Source organism: Paenibacillus sp. GCM10027628, from assembly GCF_042676385.1.
GTDB lineage: Bacteria > Bacillota > Bacilli > Paenibacillales > NBRC-103111 > Paenibacillus_E.
The window spans coordinates 144,894-171,150 of the sequence record NZ_JBHTHA010000046.1 but is presented as its reverse complement, the minus strand read 5'-3'; the positions used below and the strand labels follow the sequence as shown (position 1 = coordinate 171,150).

Annotated in this window: 18 protein-coding genes and 1 pseudogene; 1 reads left to right on the top strand and 18 read right to left on the bottom strand. The window is 44.3% G+C overall.

The genetic code is table 11. The features are described 5' to 3' along the window. Positions 1–16: 16 nt before the first annotated feature. The 5 genes from ACFQZT_RS28930 to ACFQZT_RS28910 all read right to left on the bottom strand — a co-directional run bounded on the left by ACFQZT_RS28930 (position 17) and on the right by ACFQZT_RS28910 (position 7,602). On the bottom strand, positions 17–1,483 hold the full coding sequence (locus ACFQZT_RS28930) for a glycoside hydrolase family 32 protein (protein WP_379305826.1): 1,467 nt from the start codon (positions 1,481–1,483) through the stop codon (positions 17–19). A gap of 152 nt (positions 1,484–1,635) precedes the next feature. Continuing rightward, on the bottom strand, positions 1,636–3,114 hold the full coding sequence (locus ACFQZT_RS28925; RefSeq protein WP_379305796.1) for a glycoside hydrolase family 68 protein: 1,479 nt from the start codon (positions 3,112–3,114) through the stop codon (positions 1,636–1,638). Positions 3,115–3,318: 204 nt separating this feature from the next. Further along, positions 3,319–4,599, bottom strand: coding sequence for an ABC transporter substrate-binding protein (locus tag ACFQZT_RS28920; RefSeq protein WP_379305792.1), 1,281 nt, complete (start codon positions 4,597–4,599; stop codon positions 3,319–3,321). Positions 4,600–4,625: 26 nt separating this feature from the next. Beyond that, the gene (locus ACFQZT_RS28915) at positions 4,626–5,816 is read right to left on the bottom strand and encodes a response regulator transcription factor (protein ID WP_379305790.1); all 1,191 of its coding nucleotides are present in this window, start codon (positions 5,814–5,816) and stop codon (positions 4,626–4,628) included. After that, a complete protein-coding gene (locus tag ACFQZT_RS28910) occupies positions 5,794–7,602 on the bottom strand; it encodes a sensor histidine kinase (protein ID WP_379305787.1) in 1,809 nt (602 codons plus the stop codon). The genes ACFQZT_RS28915 and ACFQZT_RS28910 overlap by 23 nt, the downstream gene beginning before the upstream one ends. A gap of 273 nt (positions 7,603–7,875) precedes the next feature. On the opposite strand from ACFQZT_RS28910, the gene ACFQZT_RS28905 reads away from it, so the two are divergent. Then, positions 7,876–8,304, top strand: coding sequence for a hypothetical protein (locus tag ACFQZT_RS28905; protein WP_379305786.1), 429 nt, complete (start codon positions 7,876–7,878; stop codon positions 8,302–8,304). A gap of 132 nt (positions 8,305–8,436) precedes the next feature. Here the strand turns inward: ACFQZT_RS28905 and ACFQZT_RS28900 are convergent. The 13 genes and pseudogenes from ACFQZT_RS28900 to ACFQZT_RS28840 all read right to left on the bottom strand — a co-directional run. Continuing rightward, positions 8,437–8,649, bottom strand: a pseudogene (locus tag ACFQZT_RS28900) (GNAT family N-acetyltransferase); the annotation flags it as partial. After that, positions 8,646–9,203, bottom strand: a complete 558-nt coding sequence (locus tag ACFQZT_RS28895; RefSeq protein WP_379305784.1) for a GNAT family N-acetyltransferase — start codon at positions 9,201–9,203, stop codon at positions 8,646–8,648. The pseudogene ACFQZT_RS28900 and the gene ACFQZT_RS28895, both read right to left, overlap by 4 nt. Positions 9,204–9,236: 33 nt before the next feature. Continuing rightward, the gene (locus ACFQZT_RS28890) at positions 9,237–9,887 is read right to left on the bottom strand and encodes a formylglycine-generating enzyme family protein (protein WP_379305824.1); all 651 of its coding nucleotides are present in this window, start codon (positions 9,885–9,887) and stop codon (positions 9,237–9,239) included. Positions 9,888–9,946: 59 nt separating this feature from the next. After that, the gene (locus ACFQZT_RS28885) at positions 9,947–10,315 is read right to left on the bottom strand and encodes a DUF4180 domain-containing protein (protein ID WP_379305782.1); all 369 of its coding nucleotides are present in this window, start codon (positions 10,313–10,315) and stop codon (positions 9,947–9,949) included. A gap of 26 nt (positions 10,316–10,341) precedes the next feature. Then, positions 10,342–10,995 (bottom strand): TetR/AcrR family transcriptional regulator, encoded by a 654-nt coding sequence (locus ACFQZT_RS28880; protein WP_379305780.1) that lies wholly within the window; start codon positions 10,993–10,995, stop codon positions 10,342–10,344. Between the two features lie 171 nt (positions 10,996–11,166). Continuing rightward, entirely contained in the window at positions 11,167–11,358 is a 192-nt protein-coding gene (locus ACFQZT_RS28875; protein ID WP_379305778.1) for a hypothetical protein, read from the bottom strand. 105 nt (positions 11,359–11,463) lie between these two features. Next, positions 11,464–12,288, bottom strand: coding sequence for a phosphotransferase family protein (locus tag ACFQZT_RS28870; RefSeq protein WP_379305776.1), 825 nt, complete (start codon positions 12,286–12,288; stop codon positions 11,464–11,466). 63 nt (positions 12,289–12,351) lie between these two features. After that, positions 12,352–13,278, bottom strand: a complete 927-nt coding sequence (locus ACFQZT_RS28865; protein WP_379305775.1) for an NAD(P)-dependent alcohol dehydrogenase — start codon at positions 13,276–13,278, stop codon at positions 12,352–12,354. A gap of 115 nt (positions 13,279–13,393) precedes the next feature. Next, positions 13,394–16,033 carry a winged helix-turn-helix domain-containing protein gene (locus ACFQZT_RS28860; RefSeq protein WP_379305773.1) on the bottom strand — a complete coding sequence of 880 codons (2,640 nt, stop codon included), beginning with the start codon at positions 16,031–16,033 and terminating at the stop codon, positions 13,394–13,396. After that, positions 16,026–16,433 carry a GNAT family N-acetyltransferase gene (locus tag ACFQZT_RS28855; RefSeq protein WP_379305771.1) on the bottom strand — a complete coding sequence of 136 codons (408 nt, stop codon included), beginning with the start codon at positions 16,431–16,433 and terminating at the stop codon, positions 16,026–16,028. The genes ACFQZT_RS28860 and ACFQZT_RS28855 overlap by 8 nt, the downstream gene beginning before the upstream one ends. A gap of 148 nt (positions 16,434–16,581) precedes the next feature. Continuing rightward, on the bottom strand, positions 16,582–21,702 hold the full coding sequence (locus ACFQZT_RS28850) for a carbohydrate binding domain-containing protein (protein ID WP_379305769.1): 5,121 nt from the start codon (positions 21,700–21,702) through the stop codon (positions 16,582–16,584). 47 nt (positions 21,703–21,749) lie between these two features. Continuing rightward, positions 21,750–24,749: a carbohydrate binding domain-containing protein gene (locus ACFQZT_RS28845; RefSeq protein WP_379305767.1), complete on the bottom strand. Its 3,000-nt coding sequence runs from the start codon at positions 24,747–24,749 to the stop codon at positions 21,750–21,752. A 498-nt stretch (positions 24,750–25,247) separates the two neighbouring features. Then, the gene (locus tag ACFQZT_RS28840) at positions 25,248–26,243 is read right to left on the bottom strand and encodes a Gfo/Idh/MocA family protein (protein WP_379305765.1); all 996 of its coding nucleotides are present in this window, start codon (positions 26,241–26,243) and stop codon (positions 25,248–25,250) included. Positions 26,244–26,257: the final 14 nt, after the last annotated feature.

Sequence of the window (26,257 nt, the reverse complement as noted above, 5' to 3'; positions counted from 1 at the left end):
ATCCAACCCAATGATCTTAGTTGAAGTGCTTGATTACAACATTTTTAAAGATCGCGGTGCCGCCTTCCGAAAAAAGGGTAATTCCTCGATCGTTTAATTCCGGGAAAATTTCATTAGAGAAAACGATGGTTCCATCATCCATAAAGACTTCAATACTTGTTTTATCGACGAGAATCTTCAAGTGAACGTTTTTCTTACTCACATCAAATGGTGCCTTACTTTCAACATATTTACCACTCTTGTCGGGCTGTCCTGTAAAAGCTCTATTGACATAAGCATATTGGCCTTCTATAAAAACCCCGACATCTACATGACGGGTTTTGTCTGTTGATTCTCGAAGTCTTAATCCTAGATTCTTGATCTCTGACCACGATATATCTGTTTCGAGCTGGTAAGAATCGCCTGTTATATGTAGAGTTTTAGAGCCATTAACCTCTATTTGTTTCAACAAATCCATTGTATTGGCCAACTGACTTATAGCTTCAATGGGTTGTGAAACCAAACGATACTTATGATCGCTTTCTTTTTTTAAATGAATTTGACGAACAATCGAATCCGTTCCGTTATACCCTTCTTGCAGCGTTGGCGCTTGATGGGGATAATCCCAATTATTCATCCAAGCCAAAGCATACCGGTGATTGTATTTATCACTGTCTTTACCTTCTTCAAACGTGACAGCTCCATACCAATCAAAGCCGTAATCTAACCACTGAGGATCACGTTGATCAGGGAAAAATTCCTTTCCATTAAAGTTTCCCGTCCAATAGGCGTAAGTGTTTGGTAGCCCTGCCGACTTCCCATTTGCACTGACACCAAGAATCCATTTATAAGTACCGTCATTCGCACGCATTAAATAAAGATCCGGACACTCTACAATTCCGATATTTTCTGTCATAAAACCACTCATATATTGCCAATCTTTTAAGTTCGGCGAATCATAAAAACCAATCTTCGTCCCTTCCGCCATCGCCATCACCCATTTATTATTCTGATGATCCCAGATGATTTTCGGGTCTCTAAAGTCTTTGGTGCCCGGATTCGGAATAATGGGATCGTCACGATAAGAAGTAAACGTTTTTCCTTTGTCCGTACTGTACCATAAATATTGTTCCTGTTTCCCCCCATCACCAGAGGGCTGTGTCACGATCGCAACAATAGCCCCTTTTCCAAAGCCTGCTGTATTTGTATCGTCCACGACGACTGAGCCCGTCCATGGATCACCATTTCTGTTCGTATATTTAGGAATGGCCACCCCTTCATCTTTCCAATGCACCAAATCCGTTGATGTCGCATGCCGCCATTCGGTTCCATTTCCGTTCGGATAATCATGATTATAGAGATAATAATACTGATACTTTCCATCCAAATAAATCGGCCGCTGAGGGTCATTTTTCCATTTGTCGGGGGTAGTAAAATGATAGCTAGCTCGGTATGTTGGCATAACTGAATCGAAAGTTTCATTCACCGCTAATCCTATTGTCATCAAAATAATGAAATAAATCATAACTACACCTATTCGTTTTGCTGCTTTCTTATGATTTGTCGTAACGTTCAAGGAGACACCTTCTCGCTTTGCAAAAAAGAAAACGCCGATTTACATCGGCATTTTCTTTTGCTTTTTTGAGATTGCTTTTATTATTTTTTGTTTTTCTCATTCGTATCAACCGTTAATTGACCTTGCGCAAGGATACTATCTTTTACGACTGAAGTTTTTGATCCGTCAATGTTCAGCAAGAAGCTCGGAGCAAAAGTGGAATGGTGATCTGGATAGAAACCTCTGTTTGTCATATAGCTTGTGATCACCACATTTTTACCGTCAGCTTGCGGAACTGCAAAGTGAGAGTAAGTCCATGTAAGGTCTTTAGGATCAAGATTCATGTTCAAGACTAGGCCGGTACCATTTAACGGTTTAAACGGTCCGGTAATGGAATCAGATACAAATCCTAACATGTATACATCATTCGCGCCAATGCCATCAATCGTCATTTTGGCTCCGCGTGAATCTGTGAACAAGTACCATTTGCCATTCATTTTAAAGATATTGGCGCGTTCAATTTCATCCGTTACTGTGTTCGATGCAATCAACGGTTTCATAACTTTTTTCAACGTATAATCGTCGTTTAATTCAATCATGCCCAGTGCGCCGTTAGCTAACTCAGCTGTACGTTTTAGAGGGCTTTGGAGCAGTTTATTCTTTTCAGCCTCGAAAAATTTATCGCTGCCGCCATAGTAAGCTTTGTTATAAAGCGATTCCGGTCCTTGGTAGCCAGTTTCCGTACCTGTATTTGCCTCAAACACAAGGTATTTATGACCTTTGTCTTCCACATAGTGAGGATCTCTTAATGTATGATTATCTGAACAGTTCTCCGCTTCGATGCCTTGCATCACATTTTGATACATTTTACCGTCGCCGTCAAAGATAGATTTGAAATCTTCTACGCCATCAATTTTCAGAGAGCTAGTATCAGGTTGCGATACATTAACTTGAGCCGTAGTCAAGGTTTGTTTACCGTAAAACCCGTGATTGGGGTCCCAGCCCTGACGATCTGTATAAAACAGACGAACTTTTCCGTCAGATGTTAAGGTAGCCGAACCTGACCACTCTTCTGCTTGATATTTCAGGAATGGATCGTTTGGTACGAATTTATCGCTATCTTTAAATACTCTTCCGGCATTTTTCCAGCTATCAATGGAAGTGTCGCCTACTTTTTGATAGAACATGTAAATAAACGTGTCCCATCCTCTTTTAGGGTCTCCTGCTAGTGCAAATACGATATTGTATCCATGATAATTTGCTACGGTTCCATCAGCGTTTTGCAGCGGCCAGCTGTCCCAAACATCGATATCGATCAAGTTGCCCTGATCATCATAACCTTTTGCCGAAGGAATGTTTTTTATTGGTGATGCATCGAATTGAGGTGCTTGAAATTGTGCACTCTTTTGTTGTTCAGGTATTTTCAACATATCCGCACGAGTAATGTGGGAAAATCCATAATTTTCTTTGTTATCGCTAACGTCTTTTTCTTTGGCAAATGCTTGAGCGCCACCTCCTACCAGCATTGCTGTAGTCAAGCTTACTGTCGTTGCTTGTTTAACAAATTTTTTGATGTTCATTACCTAACAACTCCTCTTCTTTTTATGTTTTTTTCTCTCCACAATTTGTATTTTAAGACTTAGGAGAAGTTATGAACATGTCGTACATTGATAGATTTGCAGGCGTATATTGATTCAACCGACACTCGATCCCAAGCACAAAATAACCCTACCGCCTTGATACAAAGTATCAGAGGCGAAAGGGTTATGAAAATGAAGATCCAATTATTTCCGCTCACCTTTTTTCCAGGATTTTTGGAGCTCCTGGAGCAATTGATCGCGGTTAAGCTGTTTGCCTACATAAGCTTGCATCGCATATCCGAATTCTTCTCTAGCTCCCGGAGGAAATTTGAACCAGTTCCAGGACAACGTCTTCTTCTCCTCGGAGTAACGAATAATATCGTTCACGAGCGGTCCTGAACGGTCCGTCTCTATATTTTTAAACGCAGAAATAAAATGGAATTGCTCCTTCATAAACGTTTTACCTTGTTCCGATGAAACCATCCAGTTTAAAAACTTTTTTGCTTCTTTCTTTTTCTCCGGTGAAGCTTCTTTATTGACAACCCAGTTATTGGATACGCCCACCGGCAAGGCATCGTTTCTGGCATCATCATTAATCGGAATGGGCAAAAAACCGATATTCATATTCGGCGTTATTTGATCAATCTTAGATTGAGCCCAGTTCCCTTGTTTAAGGATCGCCGCTTTGCCGGTGGCAAACAAACTGACTTCGGTATTATAGTCGGTCGTCAGAAAATCTGTATTGCCGTATTGAACAGTCAAATCAACCATTCGAGTCAAATCTTCGAATTTTTTGTTCCCTTCGATGGATTGCGTCCCGTCGTTCAAAGCTTGAATAAAAGCGTCCGGATCGTCCTGCTGGGCAAAAGCAATATTTAACATGAGAACGAAAAACCAGCTATCTGAATACCCGACTGCAAAGGGGGTAATACCAGCGGAATGCAGCTTTTCCGCCGCCGCCTTTAATTCGGTATACGTTTTTGGCAGTGACCCGATATCGGCCTTTGCGAATAAATCCTTATTATACATAAAACCGTAGCCTTCCAAATTAAAGGGCATCCCGTAAATTTTCCCGTCCATCTTCATCGGCTCAAGGGCCTCATCAACCACATTTTTCACCCACGGCTGATCGGATAAATCCTCCAAGTACCTTTTCCATGCCTTCGCTTCTTCGTAACCGCCGTTAGGAAAAATATCGGGACCTTTATTGGCCGCAAATCTTGCTTTCAACTCGGCCAGGTAGTTTGCCCCTCCGCCAAAGGTTAAAATATCCAACTTAACGTTTGGATTTTCCCTCTCATATTCCTTTGCCATCTGCTCGAACTCCGTGGAAATTTCCACTTTGGGATTAAGCACCTCCAAAGTGATGTTCTGATCAGCGCTTATGGAATCCAATTCCTTCACAGAACGATTGTCCGCCCCGCATGCAGAAAGCGATAGGGTTAGCAACCCGGCTACAATGCAATGAAAAACCTTGATTATCATGATTCCCCCTCGTTATATGTACAAGCTTAATGAGTCAATCCCAGTTCCGTTATTTCCCGGTTTCCCTCCTTATTCCGATATTCAAGAGGCGTCATGCCAACCAATCTTTTAAACAATTTCGAAAAGTAAGTTTCATCCTGGTACCCGAGCTTTAAAGCAATCGAGTACATTTTCTCGTCCGTTTGGCTTAACCATCGTTTGGCTTGCTTTATTCTTAATTGAATCACGTAGTTGGATAGGGTCATCCCTATTTCTTGCTTGAATCGTCGCGAGATATGTTCACGGCTCAGGAAGAACCGGGTTGACAGTTTGTCCAAACTTAACTCTTGCATATAATGTTCATTCACAAATGCAACAATGTCATGCATGCGCCGGGCATCATCCAAATCCGTCAAACGATGTATGGCTCTGAATTTTTGCTCAGCCATCGCCCTTTGCGCAGATTGAAAAGATTGCGGGAGTTCTTCTAGTGAGGTCAGTGAAAGGCCGCTAACCAGACGAACTGGAATATGAATGTGCTGGGTAATCCATTCCTCTATCGGGAAGAATTGGCCGTGAACGGAAAGGATCACACAGACATTAGGGTCATTCTGAAGAGCATAGACATTCCCCCATTTCCGAGTAACCAGTTCATCTGTTAAATGCTGGAGATAGGGATCCGAATGATGGGTTTGGTAAAAATATATCAATGTAAAATCGTAAACGTCCGCTTGCGGAAGAGACGAGGCAATTTCTTCGTGATCATAAAGTTCCCCGTTACATGCTGAGGTAATCCCCCTGTTTAAGCGAAGCTTCATCACCTCTTCATAGAAGCCCGGCTCTATATTCCTACGTTCTTCCTCTTCTTTCTTCCAGGTTTCAACCGCTCCCGCAAGTGTTTCATTTAACATTTCATTTTCGATAGGCTTCAACAAATAATCGAAGCTCCCATGCTTAATCGCTTTACGCATGAAGGAATAGTCGTCAAACCCTGTAATCAAAATCACTTTTCCCGGATAGGAATTGGCATCCAGCCATTCGATCAACTCAATTCCGCTTTTTTTGGGCATTTTCACATCAGTCATAATGATTTCCGGACTTTCCCGATCAATCAAGGCTTTTGCCTCTTCACCATTTCTGGCTTCTAAAATATCGGTAATCCCATGTTTCTGCCACTGTCCCATAAAACGAATAATTTTCCTTACATTGGACTCATCATCCACGATAAGAGCTTTCATTACGTTGTTCCTCCTTGAGGTAGAGTGGAATCGTGAGCTGTACGGAAAACCCTTTTCCCTGCATCGTATCCAGTACAATCCCCGCTGTTTGATCATAATGAAGAACTAAACGGTCATGAATGTTTTTCAAGCCGATATGCTCAAGCGAGTAGTTTCCTTCGTAAGGCGGCGTATAGATTTTATTGGTTAATGCCTTCAGCTCATCATTCGTCATACTGCGCCCGTTATTTTGCACAACCAGATACAAATATTCGCCTCGTACTTCACCGTAAATACGCAAGCGGGCTTGTTCGAATCCCTCTTCATAACAGTGTTTAAAGAAGTTTTCAACGAGCGGCTGCAATATCATACTCGGCACAGAAATACCAAGAATGTCCTTAGGTATGTCGATGGTATAGCTAAAATCGGTTTGGAAACGCTCCTCTTGAAGATTCAAATATGCTCTTATATAATCCACTTCACTCCGAACTGTGGCGTTTTGATCGACACGAATGGAGTACCGCATCATTTTGGATAAGGAAACGACCAATTCGTATACTCTGGGTGATTCGCTCAATAAGGCAACCGCACCAATGGATTGGAGGGAATTGTATAAAAAGTGAGGATTAATTTGCGACTTTAGCGCCCTGTGCTGGTTCTTCCTGTTCTCAATTTCCAGCTTGTATTCACGGTCGATATGACGATTGATCCGATTCATCATGTCCTTGATATGTCTCTCCAGATTGCCGATTTCATCTTCCCTCTTATCGTCAAACGGTGCATTCATATTCCCTCCTTCAATGCTCAATACCTTTCGGCTAAGCTGCTTGATCGGACGAGTAACCTTGTATGAGATGATGGCTATCATGATTAAGCCCAGAATACCCACGATTACACCGACGATGATGTTCGTGTAGGCTGTTTTCCTCACGTCATTAAATAAGAATTTGCTTGATGTTATCTTAACAAAATGCCATTGATTTAACGGTTCCGACAACGTTCTGGAAAAGATAATATCGCCATTCGAAAACTGTGCGCCTGCAGCCGACTGATTGATTTTCTTTTGTAAGTCTGCCGGAACTGCCTTGCCAATCAAGGCTGCATCACTTGCATATATGACATAACCGTTCGAATCGGAAAGCAGTACGGATTCATTATTTTTTTGAATAAAATGATTAGATATACGGGCGAATTTGTCCAAATCGATGTCTATCGTGATGATACCGAGAAATTCTTTCGAAAGGGCGTCCAAGATTTTGTGATGAATCGTCAACACCATCGTCTTGTCCGATTGAGGCATAATGGATGTATCATTATAATTTTCAATTGGATGAGGCGGTTCAATTAAAAAATTCGAATCAGAGTTTAATAGCTTCTGAATAGAAGCTTGTCTCAATAAATCCGGCTGCCGCTTGCGGGCACTTATCATCGCATTATAAACCGTAAACGAATTGTTTCCTTCTTTTATGTATAACCGAACCTGCCTAATTTCGTTCCTCATCAGATAAAAGGTTGTCATGCCTTTATAGATTTCAAGCTGGTTGAAATAAAGGGAACTTTCGAAGCCTTTTTCGAAAATCATGAACAAGTCGGGATTTCTATATAAAATATACGGAAGATTGACGATGTCATCAAAGTACTGCTCCAAGTCTTCGGACGCCTGCCCAATTTGCTCGCGGCTGTTCTCAAGCTCATGCCGTTCCACATTCTCTTTCGTTTGCCGATAAATCAGCAGAATAGACAGAAAATACGGAATGATAATAAAAACAAGCAGCATGATTAATAAACGGCTTTGAATGCTTTTCACAAAAATACTCCTTTTATTAAAAATCACCTTGCTAGTATTCAAACCTCTTAGCACTGTGATTTCTTTCGCCAATATATGTAAAGGGATCCTTCGGCTGTTAAAGGATTCGGTTTTTGATAAAAAAATCAGTCCGTAGAAATTTTAAATAGTCAAGCCGCCATAGTGTTTTTAGTTGCCTATTTATGAATAAAAAGTAAATTTGCCTGCTCATGATGTCTTTTTGCGAATAATATGGGATAGTACTCTCCATTCTAATGGAAAGGGATCCTGACATTGAAAAAGAACATTCAAAAAATGACAAAAGGTAAAAAAGTCATCGGTTCAGGCTCTTCGCGTGTCGTATACAATTGGAATAATACCCAGGTGTTGAAAGTTGCCAAATCCAAACTTGGGATCAGGTGCAACCGTACAGAAGTTATTATCTACAACTCTGTTCCTTCCCGGGTGAAGAAATATCTTGCCGCCGTAATTAGACATGGGACAGGTTATAGGTGGCTGATCATGAGAAAGTATAGTCGGAAATTTCCCAAATCCCGCAGAATCGAAAGTAATGTTATCGATTTAAGAAATAAATTCGAGAGTTACGGTATCATTCCTCACGATACGAGAGTTTATAAATTCGGACATTATCAAAACTTGCGCTTAAATCGCAAAGGAAAGATTGTTGTTATCGATTACGGACATTTTATTAAAAATCTCTAGCTCTCTCTTTTTTAGGCGTGAAACGGCAAATGTTAGACACAAATAGGCTGCCGGGCGAATCACCGGCAGCCTGCTTAATATTGAGCGAGCAGTCTTCAAATTGCCCCATTCCCAGCATGTGTAACGCTTTTTTTATAGCTTTTTTATAAAATTTTTTTGGTCCTTTGTAAACATATAGCCACGTTGTTCGTAGAACCTGTGAGCATGTATTCGACTTGGGTGGGATAAGAGCTTAATCCCAGAAAATCCATTGTTCCTTCCCCACTGTTCGAGACGCTCAATTAACATGCTACCTACACCTTGATTTCTGTACTCTTCTTTAACTACAAATCCTAGGACATTTACATCCATTTTTGAACACCCTCAATTCGTAAACTCATTCTCCAGATCATATGGTCAAACCCTTGACCCCAATAATCCTTTAACAAATATACAGGTTCACCAAATTTCTTTTTCCAAATTTTTTGGGCACTTCTATAGCCACTATCTAAATAAAATTCTTCTATGCCTCTATTCAACATAGTAGAATATATTGAATTTAATAAGAGATTGCCAATCCCCTTATTCTGGTAATTAGGATGTACAAATACTGTGCCTACCTCTATTTGTTCTTTTATTGCAATGTTTGTACATTTACTTATGATCTCGCTAACTGGACCATATTCGATTGAACCAATGATTTTATCACCATCTACAGCAATCAAAAAATAACGTTTCTCTCCATTGCTTTCAAAATCATTTTCCAAGTATTTATTCTTAACTTCGATTTCATCTTTAATATCGTCTAACTTCTCACCTATACCTTCTTTAATAAACGTGTCTGTAATGACTATTCTAAAAAATTGTTTTAACTCTTGAATGTCCTCAGTTCTTGGTCTTCTTATCTCAACATCAAGCACTACGAACCCCCTCCAGCCTGGACGAATATTACTCTAAAGTGCTTTCCGAGCAAGACGAAAGCCGAGATCATCAATGCGAAATGTAGGGTGACTGCGGCGACGGCACGTCGCTCCACAGCCCCTAGCCGTTTCCGCCCAGCTCCCACCGCGGAAAACTCTGTAGGAGCCGTATACATTCACATCGTATAGATCCCAACACCACTCCCAAACATTACCTAACATATCGAAGAGCCCCCACGCGTTCGGCTTCTTAGCACCTACCTCATGGACTATGCCTTCGGAATTTTCATGATACCAAGCTATCTCATCAAGCTCGCCGTATCGATACCCGGTTGTTCCAGCTTTACACGCAAATTGCCATTCCGCTTCTGTGGGAAGACGATAGCCATCTGCTTCCCAGTTACAGACGACTCTCTCCTCAACTTCGTCATTTATCGAGTAGCATTCCTTTAGACCCGAGTGCTGGGATAGCAAATTACAGAAAAGAATAGCATCATTCCATGAGACATTCACAACCGGAGCTTGAGGATCGTCATTAGGTTCAACTGTCTTTTGCATTAGCGAAAAATATAACTCTTTCGTAACAGGAACCGGTGCAAGCCAAAAAGAATTCACCGATACCGTCCAAGTTGCCTTTTTTCGATCATCCCTTAATTCAATGTCACCTGCAGGAATTTTCACCATTGGATAATCTGTGTGATTACGCTGTGCTATTAACACCTATCTTCCTCCCCTTCAAACATCTACTTCAACATGCTTAGCTTTTCAATCGCTTGTTGTTCAGTTGGCAAGAAAAAGATATCTTTTCCGCTATTACATTCATAGATGAAATCTTGAAGGCTTTGACTTGAATACACAGAAAAATCTCCAATAATAGCAATCTTTACGCGATAATTGATAAACTTCTGAAGGATTTCTCCTGCAAGGCGTGTTTTCAAATCGAAAAAACGTTCGTTTAGTTGGGATTTGTTTAATACAATGCGATCGCAGCCTGTTTCATAATGTACGGTTGCAATTAGATCCAACGCAGACTGAACATCCCCAATTAGTATCTCACTGCTGCTCACAACTGCAATATCTCCCCCACTTAATTCTACCTTCGCTATATTCATAATCACCCTCCTAATTAGATGTATGCTCAACTATTTGTGAGCCTTCTGACATAATTCTCGCAAATGTATCGATTATCTTCGCCATTTATTGGCGGAATGTTCGCTACTCTAAAGAAGCTTAGACCGACTACCATAGCAAGCAGCCCATATGCAGCGCTTTCCGGATCCTCAACAGACATATGTCCCAACATGTTACCGTAATCAAAAATCTTTGCTATACCATGGAGATCAGCCATATAACTCTTCGATACGACTTCCTGCAAATTGGGATCCAACACAGCTTTTGAAAAAAACTGTACAAAGAGCCTTGCTTGATCTTTATACGGGATAGACATCTTTTCAATTCCATCAAGCTGCGAAACATTAATCTTTTTCTCCGTATCATCATGGTATGGAGGTAATATATGTTTCAATGTAACTTCAATCATTTCCCCGGCAGTCATTTTGTTTTCAATTTCTGATTCTATCTTTAGACCATAATAGGCCAAGAACGACCTGAAAGCTTCAATCATCAGATTATCCTTATTCTTAAAATAATAAACGACAACTCCCTTTGAGCAGTCCGCATACTCAGCAACCTTATCCAGAGTCATGCCATCAATCCCGTAAACACTAATGCAGGCTAACGTGGCGTTTATGATGTCAGCTCGGCGTGTTGGTTCCATCCCTAGTTTGGGCATTAGTTCACCTTGTTCTATTTTATTTATACTGAACGGTCAGAATAAATAAAGTGTACATAAGAATTTACCATTTTGTCAAACCTTGGGTCGAATGTAAGTGCTACCTGATCCAGACTAAGCACAAAAACGGCCAGCCCGCATATGCGAACTGACCGGCCTCAATATCTATACCTAACCCGATCTTACAACCACACCTCTGCAGTACTTGCATACAACCGCATCGACCTCAATTTCCTCGTTGCAGTAGGCACATGGTTTATGTGTTTGCAAATCAGTGGGAACTGCTGTTTTCCGCTTTTTCATACTTACCAGAATCAAACAAGCTAGCACGATAATGACAACGGCCACCAACCAATAAACCATACTTGAAACACCTCCTAGTTGATAAACAACTTTATGATGATTCCGTTTATGTATATTCGGCAACTTATGTCATTAGTCATGCAACTTCGAACCCCGAAGTATCGGTTAGCAATCCTGAGCTATTTGTTGTAGTCGTTTTCTGATCAACAAAATCAATGCATCTTTCTCTTTATCAGGAATCCATTCTGTTAGTCTGGCTGCTGCAATAGGCAATGTCCACTGATCGATATCGTCGATTTGAAGTTTTGAATAAGAAAGATAATGTTTTATATACACATCCCCTATTTTGTCCCTCATGAGACGAAGAGCTTCCATAATGTGGCTCGGAGTTTCCTCCGGAAGTGTTCCATAACGAAATAAGAGCATCGTACGCGCAATGTCCCCGGCGGGATTGCCAATCATTCCGGTCATCCAATCGATGATCCATTTTTCCTCTCCAACCATTACGTTATCCGGGTGAAAATCTCCATGACAAAGATAGTTACCGTTCGGCAACTTCTCCAAATAATGAATAATTGCATTCTTTTCATCTTTCGAAAGCGGAGCAGCATGATGTATGTTAACTGCCAATACTTCTTTTTGTTTACGAAAATGCTTGCCTACATCGTCTGTATTTATTTCATGTTTATGAATTTGGGAATGCATTTCAGCCAGCAACTTAGTGTAATAATTAAGCTCAAATGGATTCTGTACAATCTTTTGAAGGAGAGAATTACCTTCGATGTATTGAAATATAATTCCAACCCTTCCCTCGGACTCTATTAGCCCATAAACTTCAGGTACAGGAATGCCCAGAGAAGCAACACGTTTATTTATCTCAAACTCGTATATGATGGCGTCCTTCGGAATTCCGAGCCGATAAAGCTTTAGTACCTTATCATGACTGTGTGCGAATATCTCTGCCGTTCTACCCTCACCTATTTGTTTCATACATTTATTCCTCTTTTTTATTAATTTGTAATTATTCATTGAAGTGCGATACGCATACTTTAGCTAGAAATTGTTGTTATGTTCCACCGTGATGACTACATTTCCTTTTTTGTGCCCTTTTTCTACATATCTGTGTGCTTCAGGAATTTGTTCCAGAGTATAGTGTCTGTCGATAACCGATCGTATCTTTCCCGTCTCCATAAGCTCTTTGAGAAGTATTAAATCTTCCGTCCGTACTTTTGCTATCCCTTGCCCATCAACTGTCAAGAATGTCCCATTCGGCGTCAGTGCTTTCTTGCAATCGGATTTTGAGCTTTTCCCCACTGCATCGAAGATGATATCATAACGCTCTCCTTTTACCGTAAAATCCTCTTTCGTGTAATCAATGACTTTATCGGCTCCCAAAGATTTCACCAAAGCTATATTTGCGGTACTGCATACCCCGGTAACTTCTGCCCCAAAATACTTGGCAAGTTGTACCGCGGAAGTCCCTACCGCTCCCGAAGCTCCATAGATAAGAACTTTTTGTCCGTTCTGGATATTTCCTTTTCTAAAAAAATGCAAGGCTGTAGTTCCACCAAATGGAACAGCTGCGGCTTCCTCATAGGTCGCATTCCCAGGTTTTAAGGCCACGACTCCGTCTTCAGGCAGACATGTGTACTCGGCATAAGCACCACAACGCATCCCGCTTAATGCATAAACCTGGTCGCCTTCCTTGAATCGCTTTACATCTTTGCCTATTGCTTCAATTCTCCCGGCTAGCTCCACACCCAGAATAGGGTTTCTTGGTTTTCGGAGACCGAGCACAATTCGCATAGGAATCCAGTACAAGATGGGACTTCTGAAACCTCGAATTCTACAGTCTCCTGATGTAACTGTTGTCGCATAAATTTTTACCAGTACTTCATTATCCTTGGGCGTAGGTTTATCTACTTCTTTGAGCTCCAGGACATCCGGTGAACCGTATTTTGTGCATACAATCGCTTTCATGGGTTTCCTCCAAACCTCAACCTCATTTTGCAATTAGTATAGCTACAACACGGTATTGACGTATAGATACTAAAGTATTGTTTTAGAAATTGTTGAGCCGTTAAGCGGGTAAATCTTACAACAGCCCTAACTTGCGGGCATATGCAACAGCTTCAGTGCGCCGTTTTACCTGCAGTTTGTCAAAAATAACCCGATTATGCCCTTTAACCGTAGCCAACGTGATGTAAAGTCGCTCGCTAATCTCACGATTTGAAAGTCCTTGGGCTATGAGACTCAGTACTTCCAACTCGCGCGCACTCAGTGGTTCGATAAGAGGGTTGTCAAGCTGGACCAGGCGTTGATCAGTTTGGCCTTTATTTTCCAGTTCTTCAACTTCAAATTCATCCAGCAACTTACCTATATAGTCCGGCAGAAATGGATGAGTGGCTGCTTCGCACAACAATCTATACATCGGAATACCTTCGTCAACAAAGATCCGGATGAAGCCTCCAGGTTCAGCCATCCTCAGAACATCTACAAGTAGTTGCACGGCCTTGAACTTATCGCCATGCGCATGCAGAGCAACCGCTTGTAGAACCATTATCTTAAGCTGTTCATCCTCCCATCCCATTGTCTCCGCATGGACTCGCCATGGCCCAAACAACGCCAATGCCGAAGAGGTGTCTCCCAGAGCTAAGTATACCTGAGCCTGACTGATTGGAAGCTCGTGCTTCTGCGCAAGATGAGCGGCTGCCGCCAAATTGCCCTGTTGAATCAACGCAAAAATTTTTGTGGCAGCAACATGGGGCATCTGATTCATAAAATTTTGCTGGCGAGCGAAATGTTCAGCCTTAGCTAAAAGAGCGGTCGCGCCACGCAAATCTCCACGTGCAAGCTCCACTCGGGCGAGAAACACCTCGCCTGCAACGACTCTGTCCGTGTGTTCTAACTGGCGCGCTAGGTGGACTGCCTGTTGTCCATGGTGCTTAGCAGCGTCCAGGTCGTTCCATTCATAACAAATACGAGCTAACCCTAGGTGCGCTTCGCAAGCAACTGGCAGCGGCGGATCTCCTGCCAACCCCAGAACACGCCGGTAGGTATCTGCAGCTAAATATAGCTGGTTTTCTGCTTCTTGCATGTTCCCGAGGCCGAGTGTAGCCATAATGGTGATTATTACATGCCCGATCCTTTGACTGATTAATAAAGCTTCGGCATACGCCTTACTAGCCGCTGAACGTTCCCCCCGGAGCTGGTAAGCAAATCCCAGCGTCCATGTAGTAGCCGTACGGATAGGCAGGTTATCAGGGTGCAAATATTCCAAAGCGCGGTGCGACTGTTCCAGGATTTTCTCTACTTCCTGTTGGCTAACGGCTACCGTAGCCCTGATGGAGGCAATATGACCGATAAGGTCTCGAACTTTTCCGCCCTGGTTGATGCCTTGAAGGGATGTTTCGGCGGCCAAAAGTTGCTGTTCGATGCCGGTTATTTGGCCGACCATCAATAACGCCGAGGCATAGATCACCCGTAACGAAGGTCTCTTATCCAGCTCCATCTTTGGCAGCGACGAAAGCCAGTTCAATACGGGGGATATTACACCGCGAAAGTGCAAAGGTGTCCCCTCTCCTTCAGCCAGGCGCGCAGCGCGTTCGGTATCGCCTGAAGAGACCGCATGGAGAAAAGCTTCAATTTCCAGGCCATTCTGTTCATACCATATGCTGGCGCGCAAGTGTAACTCGGCTGTAATGCGCAGGTCCAATCTGCGCTTCAGCAAGTCCGCAAAGAGATGATGATAACGGTACCATCGCCGCTCGTTATCCAGCGGGAAGATGAAAAGGTTGGCGCGTTCGATATCTTCCAACATTTCTTGCCCGCTCGAAGGGGCGAGTTGCAGAACGGCATCGCAAAGAGGACCGCATATGCGATCGAGAATCGATGTGCTTAGCAAGAAATTCTGAACTTTTTCAGATTGCTGATTCAGAACTTCTTCTACCAAATATTCCAGCACGAAGCGGTGGCTGCCGCTGAAAGATTCGATAAAGCCTACGGTCTCTTTATGTCCCTGTATCGAAATCGCCGCTAATTGCAGACCTGCAATCCAGCCCTCGGTGCGGATTTCAAGCAGGTCGATCTCTTCAAATGAGAGATCTAGAGCCATCACACGCCGTAGAAAATCAGCAGCTTCGGAGCGGGTAAACCGCAAGTCCGCGACGCGCAGTTCGGTTAATTGGTCCCGGACACGAATCCGGGATATGGGTAATCGTGGATCTTTGCGGGTGGCGATCACTAGGTGTATCTGCGGCGGCAAGTTATCGAGCAGAAAAGCGAAAGCACGGTCAATCGATTTGACCTCGATTAAATGATAGTCGTCAAGGACAAGGATGAAGGGTTTCGGAAGGTTAGCGATTTCATTGATCAGATGCGTTAGAATCGATTCGATCGACGGAGGCTGAGGGGATTGGAGCGCACCGAACACGTCTTCCCCAATAGTCGCCCCGATTGTTCGTAAAGCGGCTAGAAGGTAAGTCAGAAAGCGAGCAGGATCGTTGTCCCCTTCGTCCAATGATAGCCAGGCAACCGGCCTTTCGCATCCGGCAAGCCATTCGCTGACCAGCGTCGTTTTGCCAAACCCGGCGGGGGCTGAGACAAGAGTCATTTTGCGATGCAAACCTTCGTTCAATCGCTCGGTTAGGCGTGACCTGTGGACCATAATTGTCCGTTGCGGGGGAATATTTAGTTTTGTGGATAAAATAGGTATGAAACGATCCCGGCTATTCATTAAATCTGCCCATAATTATGGTGTTATAATATTTACCATCAGAAAGGATTTTATCATTTTTTAATATGCCTTCTATTTCAAAGCCGAGCACACCTACTCCGAATTCTATTTTATGAGCGAATCTGTTTAATTGATTGCCTTCGCATCTTGAATACCCGACGATCCGATCATCAACTACCGCAACTAAAAATAAGTTCCTTCTATTTTCAGTATCTGTTTTAATTATTTGTTCAAACCCGGGTATATCTATGAACGCCTCCCCTTTTTCTCTGTCTAAATTTTCGGTCTCTCCATCAATTTGCAATCTTAATGCAGACAAATCTTTTGCATCTTTTTCGGTAGCAGATCTAATCGTATAACTTATCCCATTTACCAAAAAATCTTGTTTGTCAATGATCATAGGTTTACCTCATTTATATAAATTTGATTGAATGGCCGATCCCTGATCATTATTTTACATACGGCTTTCTATAAAAATCAATCGTTCAAAAAAAGAGATACAACCCGCAGGGTCATATCTCCAAATCATACCCCACTAAGGAATGGGCTTACTGGTTTCCTGATTGATCATGAGGCACGGTAATCGGCACGGAGCTCGTTACTTTATTGCCTGCTTTGTCGGTTGCCGTGTAAGTTATCGTATAGATACGTCCCGTTCCATTGCCTAGTCTTTCAGCACGCAGACTAAATGAATTGGCTTCCGTTCCGATGTTCGCCTCAATATCGCTTGTATCACTATCAGCCTCGTTGCTCGTTATGGAAGTTAACACGACCGATTCAATACCTGATCCGGTATCACTTGCATATACCGCCGCTGTAACAGTAACCATTTTATGATTCGCAGGCCATAGCGATGCTTTATCCAGTTGGACATTTAATATCGGTGCCGTCTTATCGATATTGCTGACCGAATAACTGGTTACATTGGATACCTTGCCTCCTGCATTCGTTCCTCGCGCATACACCGTATTATTCTCTGAAACGATGACGGGGGCCGTGTAAGCTGTCCATGCGGCATCAGCGCCTAACTTATATTCCTTCAGAGTTGCTTCAGCCGGAAAGGTAATCGTTACTTCAACATCCGAATTGGTTGGTGTCGTTTTATCAGCGACCATGATTGCATCTGCTGGAGGCGTTTGGTTGGCAGATCCGGCTTCGCTGTAGGTTAGCGGGATTCTGAATGACGCTCCGTTTCCAATATCGTAGACGAATCCTTTGCTGAAATCTTTCGGGTCCAAATAGGAACGAATCAGGGTGATATCACCGATATCAAGCTTCAGTCGTGAATCACTAAGTGCCGTCGCATTCAGGATCCGGTAAGTCCCATTCCGGATGCCGTCGTTTTGAATTACGATACTTTTACCGGTTAATTCTGATGGTGAAACGGCGAGTGCGGGTACATCAACGATAATCTCGTTATGGATCGATAAATTTTTCGTAAAATCAACCACGGTGCCAGTAACGGCCCCTTGACGGTTTTGTGGGCATTCATCATGCTTGCCGATGTACGAACCGTCGTGCACGAACGTTTGAAACCGTCCATCCTCCCACTCTGAATACACACCGAAAAATCCTTTGAAATCTAGTTTCTGCTCGTCTGCAAATCCATTGTCCGATTTTTCGAATGTGTATGGTTTGGTCGAGTCCAAGGCGCTGATGATATAATCGGTCCGGCCATTTACCAATTTCACGCGAACCGCACGTACTTCTCCGTCACCTACATCTTGTCCGTTAGATTGAACCTTAAGAGGCGTTATCGAGCTGATAAAACGTTCTCCCTTATACGGTTCAATGACCGATGTAAACAGACTGTCAATGTTCGAACCGCTACGGTGAGCAACCATATAACGCAGTTGCTGCGGATTCCCCGGTTTATTCTGCGGAGGCACTCCGTCGGCAAGCGCTACATCATTCGTCTGCCCAAGCATCGTCAAGCGCAAATGTACGTCGGTAGGAGTTCCAATACCTTGACCATATACGTTCCAAGTGTCTTTCACTTTCCAATCGACGCTGAATTGATCTTCCGGAGATGAGTCGCGTTTCACATTTTTCAAATAATGAAACCCGCTCCCCATATAACCTGCTCCTGCTACATCGTCGACCCGTTGCCCGTAAGGAACGTCAAGTCCGGCGTAGGTCCCCGTCTCCTGCTTCACCAAGTTCAGCCCTTCCGTCGTAACTGAACCATCCGCACTGTGGAAGCTAAAATAGTGGTCATTCCCTCCGTTTACCCGGAATAGATCCACGGCATAGCTATTCTCGTCATCCGCTTTGATCATCGCCGTCGTTCGTTTATACAGTGTTGTCTGCGGATATACTTTGGGCGCCTCCACATCGATTAACTTCACCAAGTCGGTATCGGCAAAATGTTCGGGACTCGCCGCCCAATTATTCGTTTCCTGCTTTCTCTTATCGACGACAACCGTATTATGGCTGATCGTATTGACAACCCATTGCGCACGGTGCATATCGACATTATCCGCAAATTCCGGATAACCCAAATCAGGTAATAGATCGAGGCCGAACGCGTGCATGCCGACATTCAGTGTATCTCGGTGTCCATGGCTCACGTTGCGTCCATAAAACATCCATAAGTCGCGAAGCGAGTTTTTGCCACCGTCTTTTAATCCCGCAAATCCGTACCCGCTAAGGTTCACACTATCCAAATCAAGTAACCCGCGGGTTTGAATGACGTCTTGAATGCGCTCGGCAATGGCGTTCGGATTCGCTGAGAATATGTCCGAATGAATGCCATCCGTCGAGTTGTTATTAAGGAAATACACGAGCTGAGCATAAATCGGGTCGCCGAATTTCTCAAAAGCTTTGACGAGATCTGACACACGCTCGATGATGAACGGATTTCCAGTCCTGCCTGTATCCCCTATCGTTGGCGTATACTTTTCGCTTAAAAGTAATGGGTAGGTGGCGGAGAACATTTTTCGAAATTTGACATTCTGATAAAGATCTGCCTCCGGGTATCTGTCGTATCCTTCGAGAATATCCGCCGTCATCCGATAATTGAGCAGCCAAAGCACATTGTAACCGGGCGCACTCTCGTCGCCGTTTCCATCCCGGTCTACGTTTGAAACAAGCGAGTTCAGCACATTGCCGCCGGTCAAGCGAACCGGATTGTTCATCACCGATCCCGTCTGAAAGGTGAAGTCGAGCCATTCTTTCGTATTCGGCATCGTATCGTATACGACAGCTGCCATCGCTAATGCGCTTTGATGCATGCCGTCGTTGCCAAGTATTTGGGTTTTCTTGACGGCCGGATAAATTTGCCGAATAATGCCATCCTCGATATTGCGGCGAATGTCTGCGCCTGAATGCTTGGCATTCGTAAACCGATATTGATTCGACTTCCCTTCCAGAAATTGGACAGTTTCAGCATCATCCATCGCTGGGAAGAAAGCGTCGTAAGCGCTGATGAACACTTTGACCAGATCCGTTTCCCAAATGCCGCCTAGTACTTTGCCATTGCCCCACGATTTGCCCCATGAATTTAAATATACGTTGATGTCATATTTACCCACGTCCATTTCCGGATAAACATCGGCCACGCGATCGAGTAAAATGGTTCCTGCACGCGCATACTTGATATCTCCCGTGTATAAGTAAGCATCGCGGAAAGCGTTCATCGCTTGATAAATCAGTGCATTATCCCTGCACCAAAGAAACCAATGCACGTAATAAGCGATAAATGTATAGCGATTGCCGTTCTCATCTTTCCAACCCGTCCCGTCGTCGACTCCCCAAGTTGGTCCTTTTTCGGGATAAAGCGTATTAACCAGCAAACTCCGGTCGGCGAGATCCTGCCGAAATATGCCGTGATCGTCCAAGCCGCTGCGATAGTAGGCGCCAAAGTCGTTGGTCGGAAACTTGTAGCCGCTTGAGGGATCGACGATTTTCCACGGTTCGTTCAGTGGATCCGCCCGGTACGGATAATTGCCGAACTTATTGATTTCCTTGCCTGTTACCGGACTTCCCAGCTCCTGATTAACGGCATAGCTTCGAGGAAGCGATTGTCCCGGGACGGCATTCCAGAGTGAGTCCAAGCCTTTGCTCATATAATTGTCGGCTTTAGTGACGGCATCATCCCGCAAGTTTTTAGCCCATTGAAGCTGCTGCACATTTAATCGGGCTGCAGCTACTTTTTCCGGGCTGTACAAAGTCGTCCGTGTCTTGCTGTTCATCACTTCGCCGGATCTGATGAATGTGGCATCATCCCAGTAGGCAGTCCCTCCCGATGATGCTTGGGTTCCTAACCGTAAGCTGCTGTAAACCGCCTTTGCCGGAGCAACGCATTTAACGGAAATAGGTTCCCAAACTTCTTGAGATGCGCTTATGGAGGATACAGACGATAATGCAACCCTGTCTTCATCCCAAAATTCCAGGATGAGCTCCGCATTTCCTGATTTAACGAGCCCATAGGCGCTTGCCGTATATTCGTTACCTGCTGATATCGAAATGAGATGGCTGCGCAGGCCCGCAGAAGAACCGGCATTATTCGTAACTTTGACGCTGCGGCTGCCGTTATGCGCTATCTCCGTAGCGACTTCTACGCTGCCATTGTCATTTCGCCAGTCCATAGGCCTGGTGCCATCCAACTTTTCAAACGTTCCGTTATTCAAGTTGGCGTTCGGCTCAGGAGGCGCTTCCCCAAATTTGGCATCGTCAAAATAGGTGGTTCCGACGTTGGCAGAACCTAAGTACAACCTGACCGATGCAGAGACCGCTCCGGCGGGTGCAATGCCGACTGCGCGAACCGGCTTCCATTCCTTGATCGTGCTGAGACCGACGTTCACGGTTAAGAGATTGTTGTTCTGCCCATCCCAAAACTCCAAAAATACGTTGGATGAACCTGACTCGTTGTAGGCGAACGCTTCCGCTTCATACTTCAAACCGGGCGTTACATTCATTTTGTTGCTTCGCAAGCCGATTCCACCGGACGGGTTCGCATCTGTGATTTTGACGCTACGTTCGCCGGATCGTTTGATATCCGTGGAAGTTTCGATCGTGCTGCCGAACACTGTCTCCCAATAGCGGGGTATTCCATTCAGAACATTCTCCATGCCCCCATTCTTCAGCGGCGTATTCGGGTCTTGCACCACTTCCCGGAAATCGGCATCATCAAAATAAGCGGAGCCGATATTTCCCGAATTCGAGTAAAGTCGCAAACTCGCGTACACCGCCCCTGCCGGCGCAACCTGATTGATCATCAACTGCTTCCATTCCCCCAAGGTGGCATTCTTGGCGGTCGGGATCACCAGGAAGTTGTTATTTGCATCCCAAAACTCAAAGTAAAGATCCGAAGAGCCCTGCACATTATACAAAAATACCGATGCTTCATACTCTTTCCCAGCCGTAACCGGCATCTTCTGGCTGCGGAGCGAAGTGGAAGCTGTACTGCTGGAATCGCTGATCAGGACACTATAGCTTCCGCTATGCACTTGATAGGTTGACGAGGTTACCGTTCCACTGAGTACGGACCAACTTGCCGGCTTTCCATTGATGACTTGCTCGAATCCGTTATTAGGAAGCTGGGTCGGGGTCGTTAGCGTTTCTGTCGCATGTACAGACCCGGTCTCATAGGGTAAAGGAAATCCGGCGAGTACCATACACAACGATAAAATAATAGAAAGATATCGAAATACCCTGATTCGATTCAATTTTCATCCGTCCCTTCGGTATGCACCTATTTCAAAATTGTATCCTGCTATTTATCGTATTTGTACAGATTAAGCTCGTTCTTTACGTAGTATAGATCTCCGTACTTATCCGAGGTCAGAAGCCATACACCGCTTGATATCAATTCTTTCACTTCTTTGTCTGACGGGTTAACGGAATATAGTTTTCCCCCGATGCTCACATAAACTTGGCCGTCATTGCCGACTACCATCTTCCCGCCTACCCAATTTACAGAAGAGAGCGAGTTGAATTTTTTTCCATAAACAACCTTATTGCCATTACTAGGATCTATAGTAAACAAATCGGCGTTCTGGTTGTAATCGGCGTAGCCGGGATCACTGGCGGTGAGTGAGTTCCCTTCCGCTAATCCCCATATCAAACCGTCGGGACCTTCAATGAGGTCGGAAATGACCGTTCTATTGGGGGCTGGGACCGATTGGGGAACAGGATTAGGAATCATTGACGGATTGGTGTTCCAATTCGTATCCCAAACGAATACTTTCCCCTCCGTCCCTGGAGGAACAGGATTCGTCGATCCAAGCCCGCCATAAATGGAGGTTCCACCATAAACTTTATTCCCTTTAAAAGCCAGTGAGATGACGCTTTGATTGGAAACAATCCCTTTTTGGATCAAGGGTGGACTTGGATTGGTATCGTTCAAATCGTACACCGTAAAGGCACCTTGCTGAGAGCCGGTGCTCGCGACAGTACCTACATAAAGACGCTGCTGTGACGGTACCGCCAACATGCCGAACGGTCGGTCCTGCAGGTTTGCACCGGGACTCTGAAACAGAAGACTTGGATTGGTGGTTCCATTCCAACCCGCCAGTGTATCAAACCTTTTGATCAAAGCTCCAGGATATATGCCCATGTACAGGTTGGCGCCCGATGTTGTCATATTTTCCGCTTGACCCGCTCCTGCTTTAGATTCTAGAAGCCCTTTGTCCGGATCATAGATGCCTAGTCCCCCATGCAAATAGCCTCCGGTGTAGATCTTGTCACTAGGTCCCTTAACGAGCGAACGAATTTTCGTCTGCGTCTTAGGAACGGAAAACGTCGTTGTCGTATCTTTCGTTGAAGTATTCTTATCATATTTCAAAATTTTACCTGTAGAGAGTGCGGCGTAGAGGCGGGTGGTACCATTTTCGGTCAAATACGCATAACCTATGGCGCTGCCTCCTGCGTCGCCTAAATTCACTTCTAATTTATCCGCAATATCATAGCTGTACAGATTCGCCCCTTTCGTGTAGTACACTTTGGAAGTTCCGGGGTAAATCATCGATACGCCTGTCGCATCGATTCCAGATAAAGTTTTTTCGATCACGCCAGTCGGTGTCGGCGTCGTGGTGTCCTTTCGCACTACAAGTATCCTGTCGTCACCTAGTTTGGCGAATAGTCTCGGCTCCGATCCGTTCTGAATATAATCCAGCCCGAGAACAAATTTACTGTCTACGTTCGTTAGATAGTCAGAAGGAGCAGCGCCACTCGGATTCGTAAGCATGATTTTAGCAGGAGTTCCCATTCCCATGAATAGTTCAGTGTCGCTTGCATAAGCAACGGATCTGACATACTTTGGATTCGCATTTTGGCCATTTAGGGTCGTTACCCCACTGTTCGGATCGTACTGAAACGCTTTGCCCGCGGTTGCGGTATCGGCTAAACCGGAGGTTCCGCCGTAGATCTTACCCCCGCTTCCCGCTGATACATCCCAGATAATGTCCATATCACTCGGAAATGTGATCGGTGTTAACGCACTGCTCGTTATTATTTTTGTTCCATCTTGTTGGGTAGAAACCGTACCTGGTACGTATCGAAAAAGCAATTTTTTGTTGGCCGTACCGATATAAACGGACTTATCGGTCGCCACAGTCATTCCCCACACCCCCTCTGTATTGTCCAGATTCCGCTCTTCCAACTGTTTGCCCGTTCGCGCATCGTAGACGGCAAGTTTGGATGGATATCCATTTGAACCGACATAAAGTAAGTCTGTCCCTCCGCTTGCATCCTTACCGAATACTGCAGCGTCTACAGAATTGTTCCAAATCTGCGTGCCTAGATTGTACTCGTACGGGCGGTCCAGCGTCACATCGTCAACATAGGCACCAGCTGTTGTCGTCAAATATAGGGAGACAGATATAGTGCCTGGCGGGGAGGTACCGGAAACAGAAACTGTGTTCCAACTTGTCGATGCAGCGCCTTCGAAAGCGTTTGTCATATAGACAGTCCCAGCTGTCGTTTCAAAACGAAGTTGAATGCTCAACTTGGAGCTGCCGGTTAGGTATACTTGCGCGGTAGCGCCAACTCTAACACCGGATGAAACCGGAACATCTGAACTTCTCGCGCTGCCGGAGGTGTTCAGTCGAAGACTGCTGCTGCCTCCATGCTTCAGCGTTGTGGATACGGTTGCGTCCGGAGACACGTTCCAACCGGTTAACGCATTTTCGAAGCCTGCATTATTAACGGTCTGACCGATTGAAACCGCGTCAACATAGGCTTTGGAAGTAATATCCCTGCCGCTGTAGATCATGACGGCAACTTGCTTCGCTCCAACCGGAGCTTCAGCTGTATTGGAGATTTTCGTCCATTGATTTGTGGGAGGATTTGAGTTCGTGGATGGTATAACCGTTGCAACTCCATTTTGGTCATAGAAGATTAGAAAGACGCCAATTGAGCCGCTTTCAATAAAAGCGAATGCTGAAGCGGTATACGTCGCAAGCTCCGTTACATCAAGCTTTTCGCTTATTCGTGCTAATGATTTGTCAGTATAATTATCCTCCATTAATAGACTGTTCTTGCCGTCGTAGGCTCTCACATTAGAGACGGATGCCGTCTCACTGCCGTATGTGGAATTTGTGTTCCAATTTGTAAGACTGTCATTAGATGCTTCGAATGAATTGTTGGGGATATTCATCGTGAAGTTGCCCGCTGCATGAACGTCGAGATTTTGGAATAAACAGGCGACCAGTAAACAACTCATCACCATACAACCGAGGCGAACCCAAAAAGGGTGAAACTTGACTGCGCTCATAATTTACCACCACTCCTCACAATAAGTTTGGTTGCGGTTCATCGTAAAAGCTGTCGTTATCGGGTTGCGTTCACGAACTCCTTTCAAATCTGAGGGGCTTATTTCATCATGCTCACCTCCATTAATCTCAAAGTGGAGAAATCAATCCCCCTCCTATCCATTTAAGCCCAATACAAGCGATTAAAATATGTCTGCAATTCAAAATTGTGTATACGTTTTCAAGAATGTGTTGAAAAGTATCCGAAAATAAAAAGAACTCGCTTCTCAAGGCGAGTTTAAGAATTTTATGCTTCCTATACATGGGTCATTAGCAATTACTTTACTAAATATAATATACAGGCTAATCCAATATACGGAATGATGAACAATACTAAGATGATTTCATCTCATCCCTCCCTTGAAAAAGAAACCTTTATCATGACTACGATTTCCCTGTATAATATTACCATATAGTGTTTTGCACAACCAATGCTTGGACTTAGCTTTTAAATATTCGGCTTAATCATTCCCGTCGAGTGTCATCTCCAAACCTGTTTCAGCGGATCGGTACGCGGCCTCGAGTGCGGCTATGACGCTTCGGGCATACACCGGAGAGCAGCTTGTTTCAACGTTGTTCCGAATGGCCGTGAGCAAGTCGGCATATTGCAAATCAAATGGATGAGCCGAGTTTAATATTTCCAGCTTCTCATAACGACCTCCCCGGCTGGTCCATAAACTTTCACCGGTTACAAGTTTAAGCATCCCTTTCGTAAAAATAATCTCAGTCTCATTGCGGGCAGCTCCTAGGTATCCGGATTGAACAATCGTTGCTGGAATCCCGGCCTCCAGTTCCAGATAAATCATACCGCTTCCTTCTACATTGCCCCTGCTTCCATAATAACTGACCGAAGCACTTAATTTACGGACAGCACTCTCTGTGAGCCACTGAATTTTATCGATCGAATGCGTGCCTAAATTAGCCAGAATGCCTCCGCCTGATTTCTCTTTCTCGAGAAACCATTGAGGTCGCGAATCTTGGAAATAGTTTGTATGTCTAACATCATGAATCATCACGAGCTTCCCTAATTCACCGCTTCGGATGATCCTTTTGGCTTGAATATTTTCTGCTATGTAATGCTGTGTATGTCCAACCAAAATACGGATATCCGCCTGAATTCCCGCTTGGATGATCTCATCACATTCTGCTACAGACAAAGCCATTGGTTTCTCCAGCATCAAATGACAGCCGTGTCGGGCGGCAAAAACAGCCGCTTCCTTATGCAAATAGTGCGGTAAAGCGATAACCGCCACATCCGGTCTTTCCTGTTCAATCATTTCCCGATAATCGTTATAGGCCTTTATGCCATATAAACCGGCGATTTCACTCGCTTTTTCCATATTGACATCTGCCACCGCACATGCCGCAAAACCTCTCGTTGCCCGGATCGCATCAAAATGTTGATTGGCAATAATCCCTGCGCCTAGCACCGCTACCCTTAAATCTGTAAGATGCATGGAAATTCCTCCTT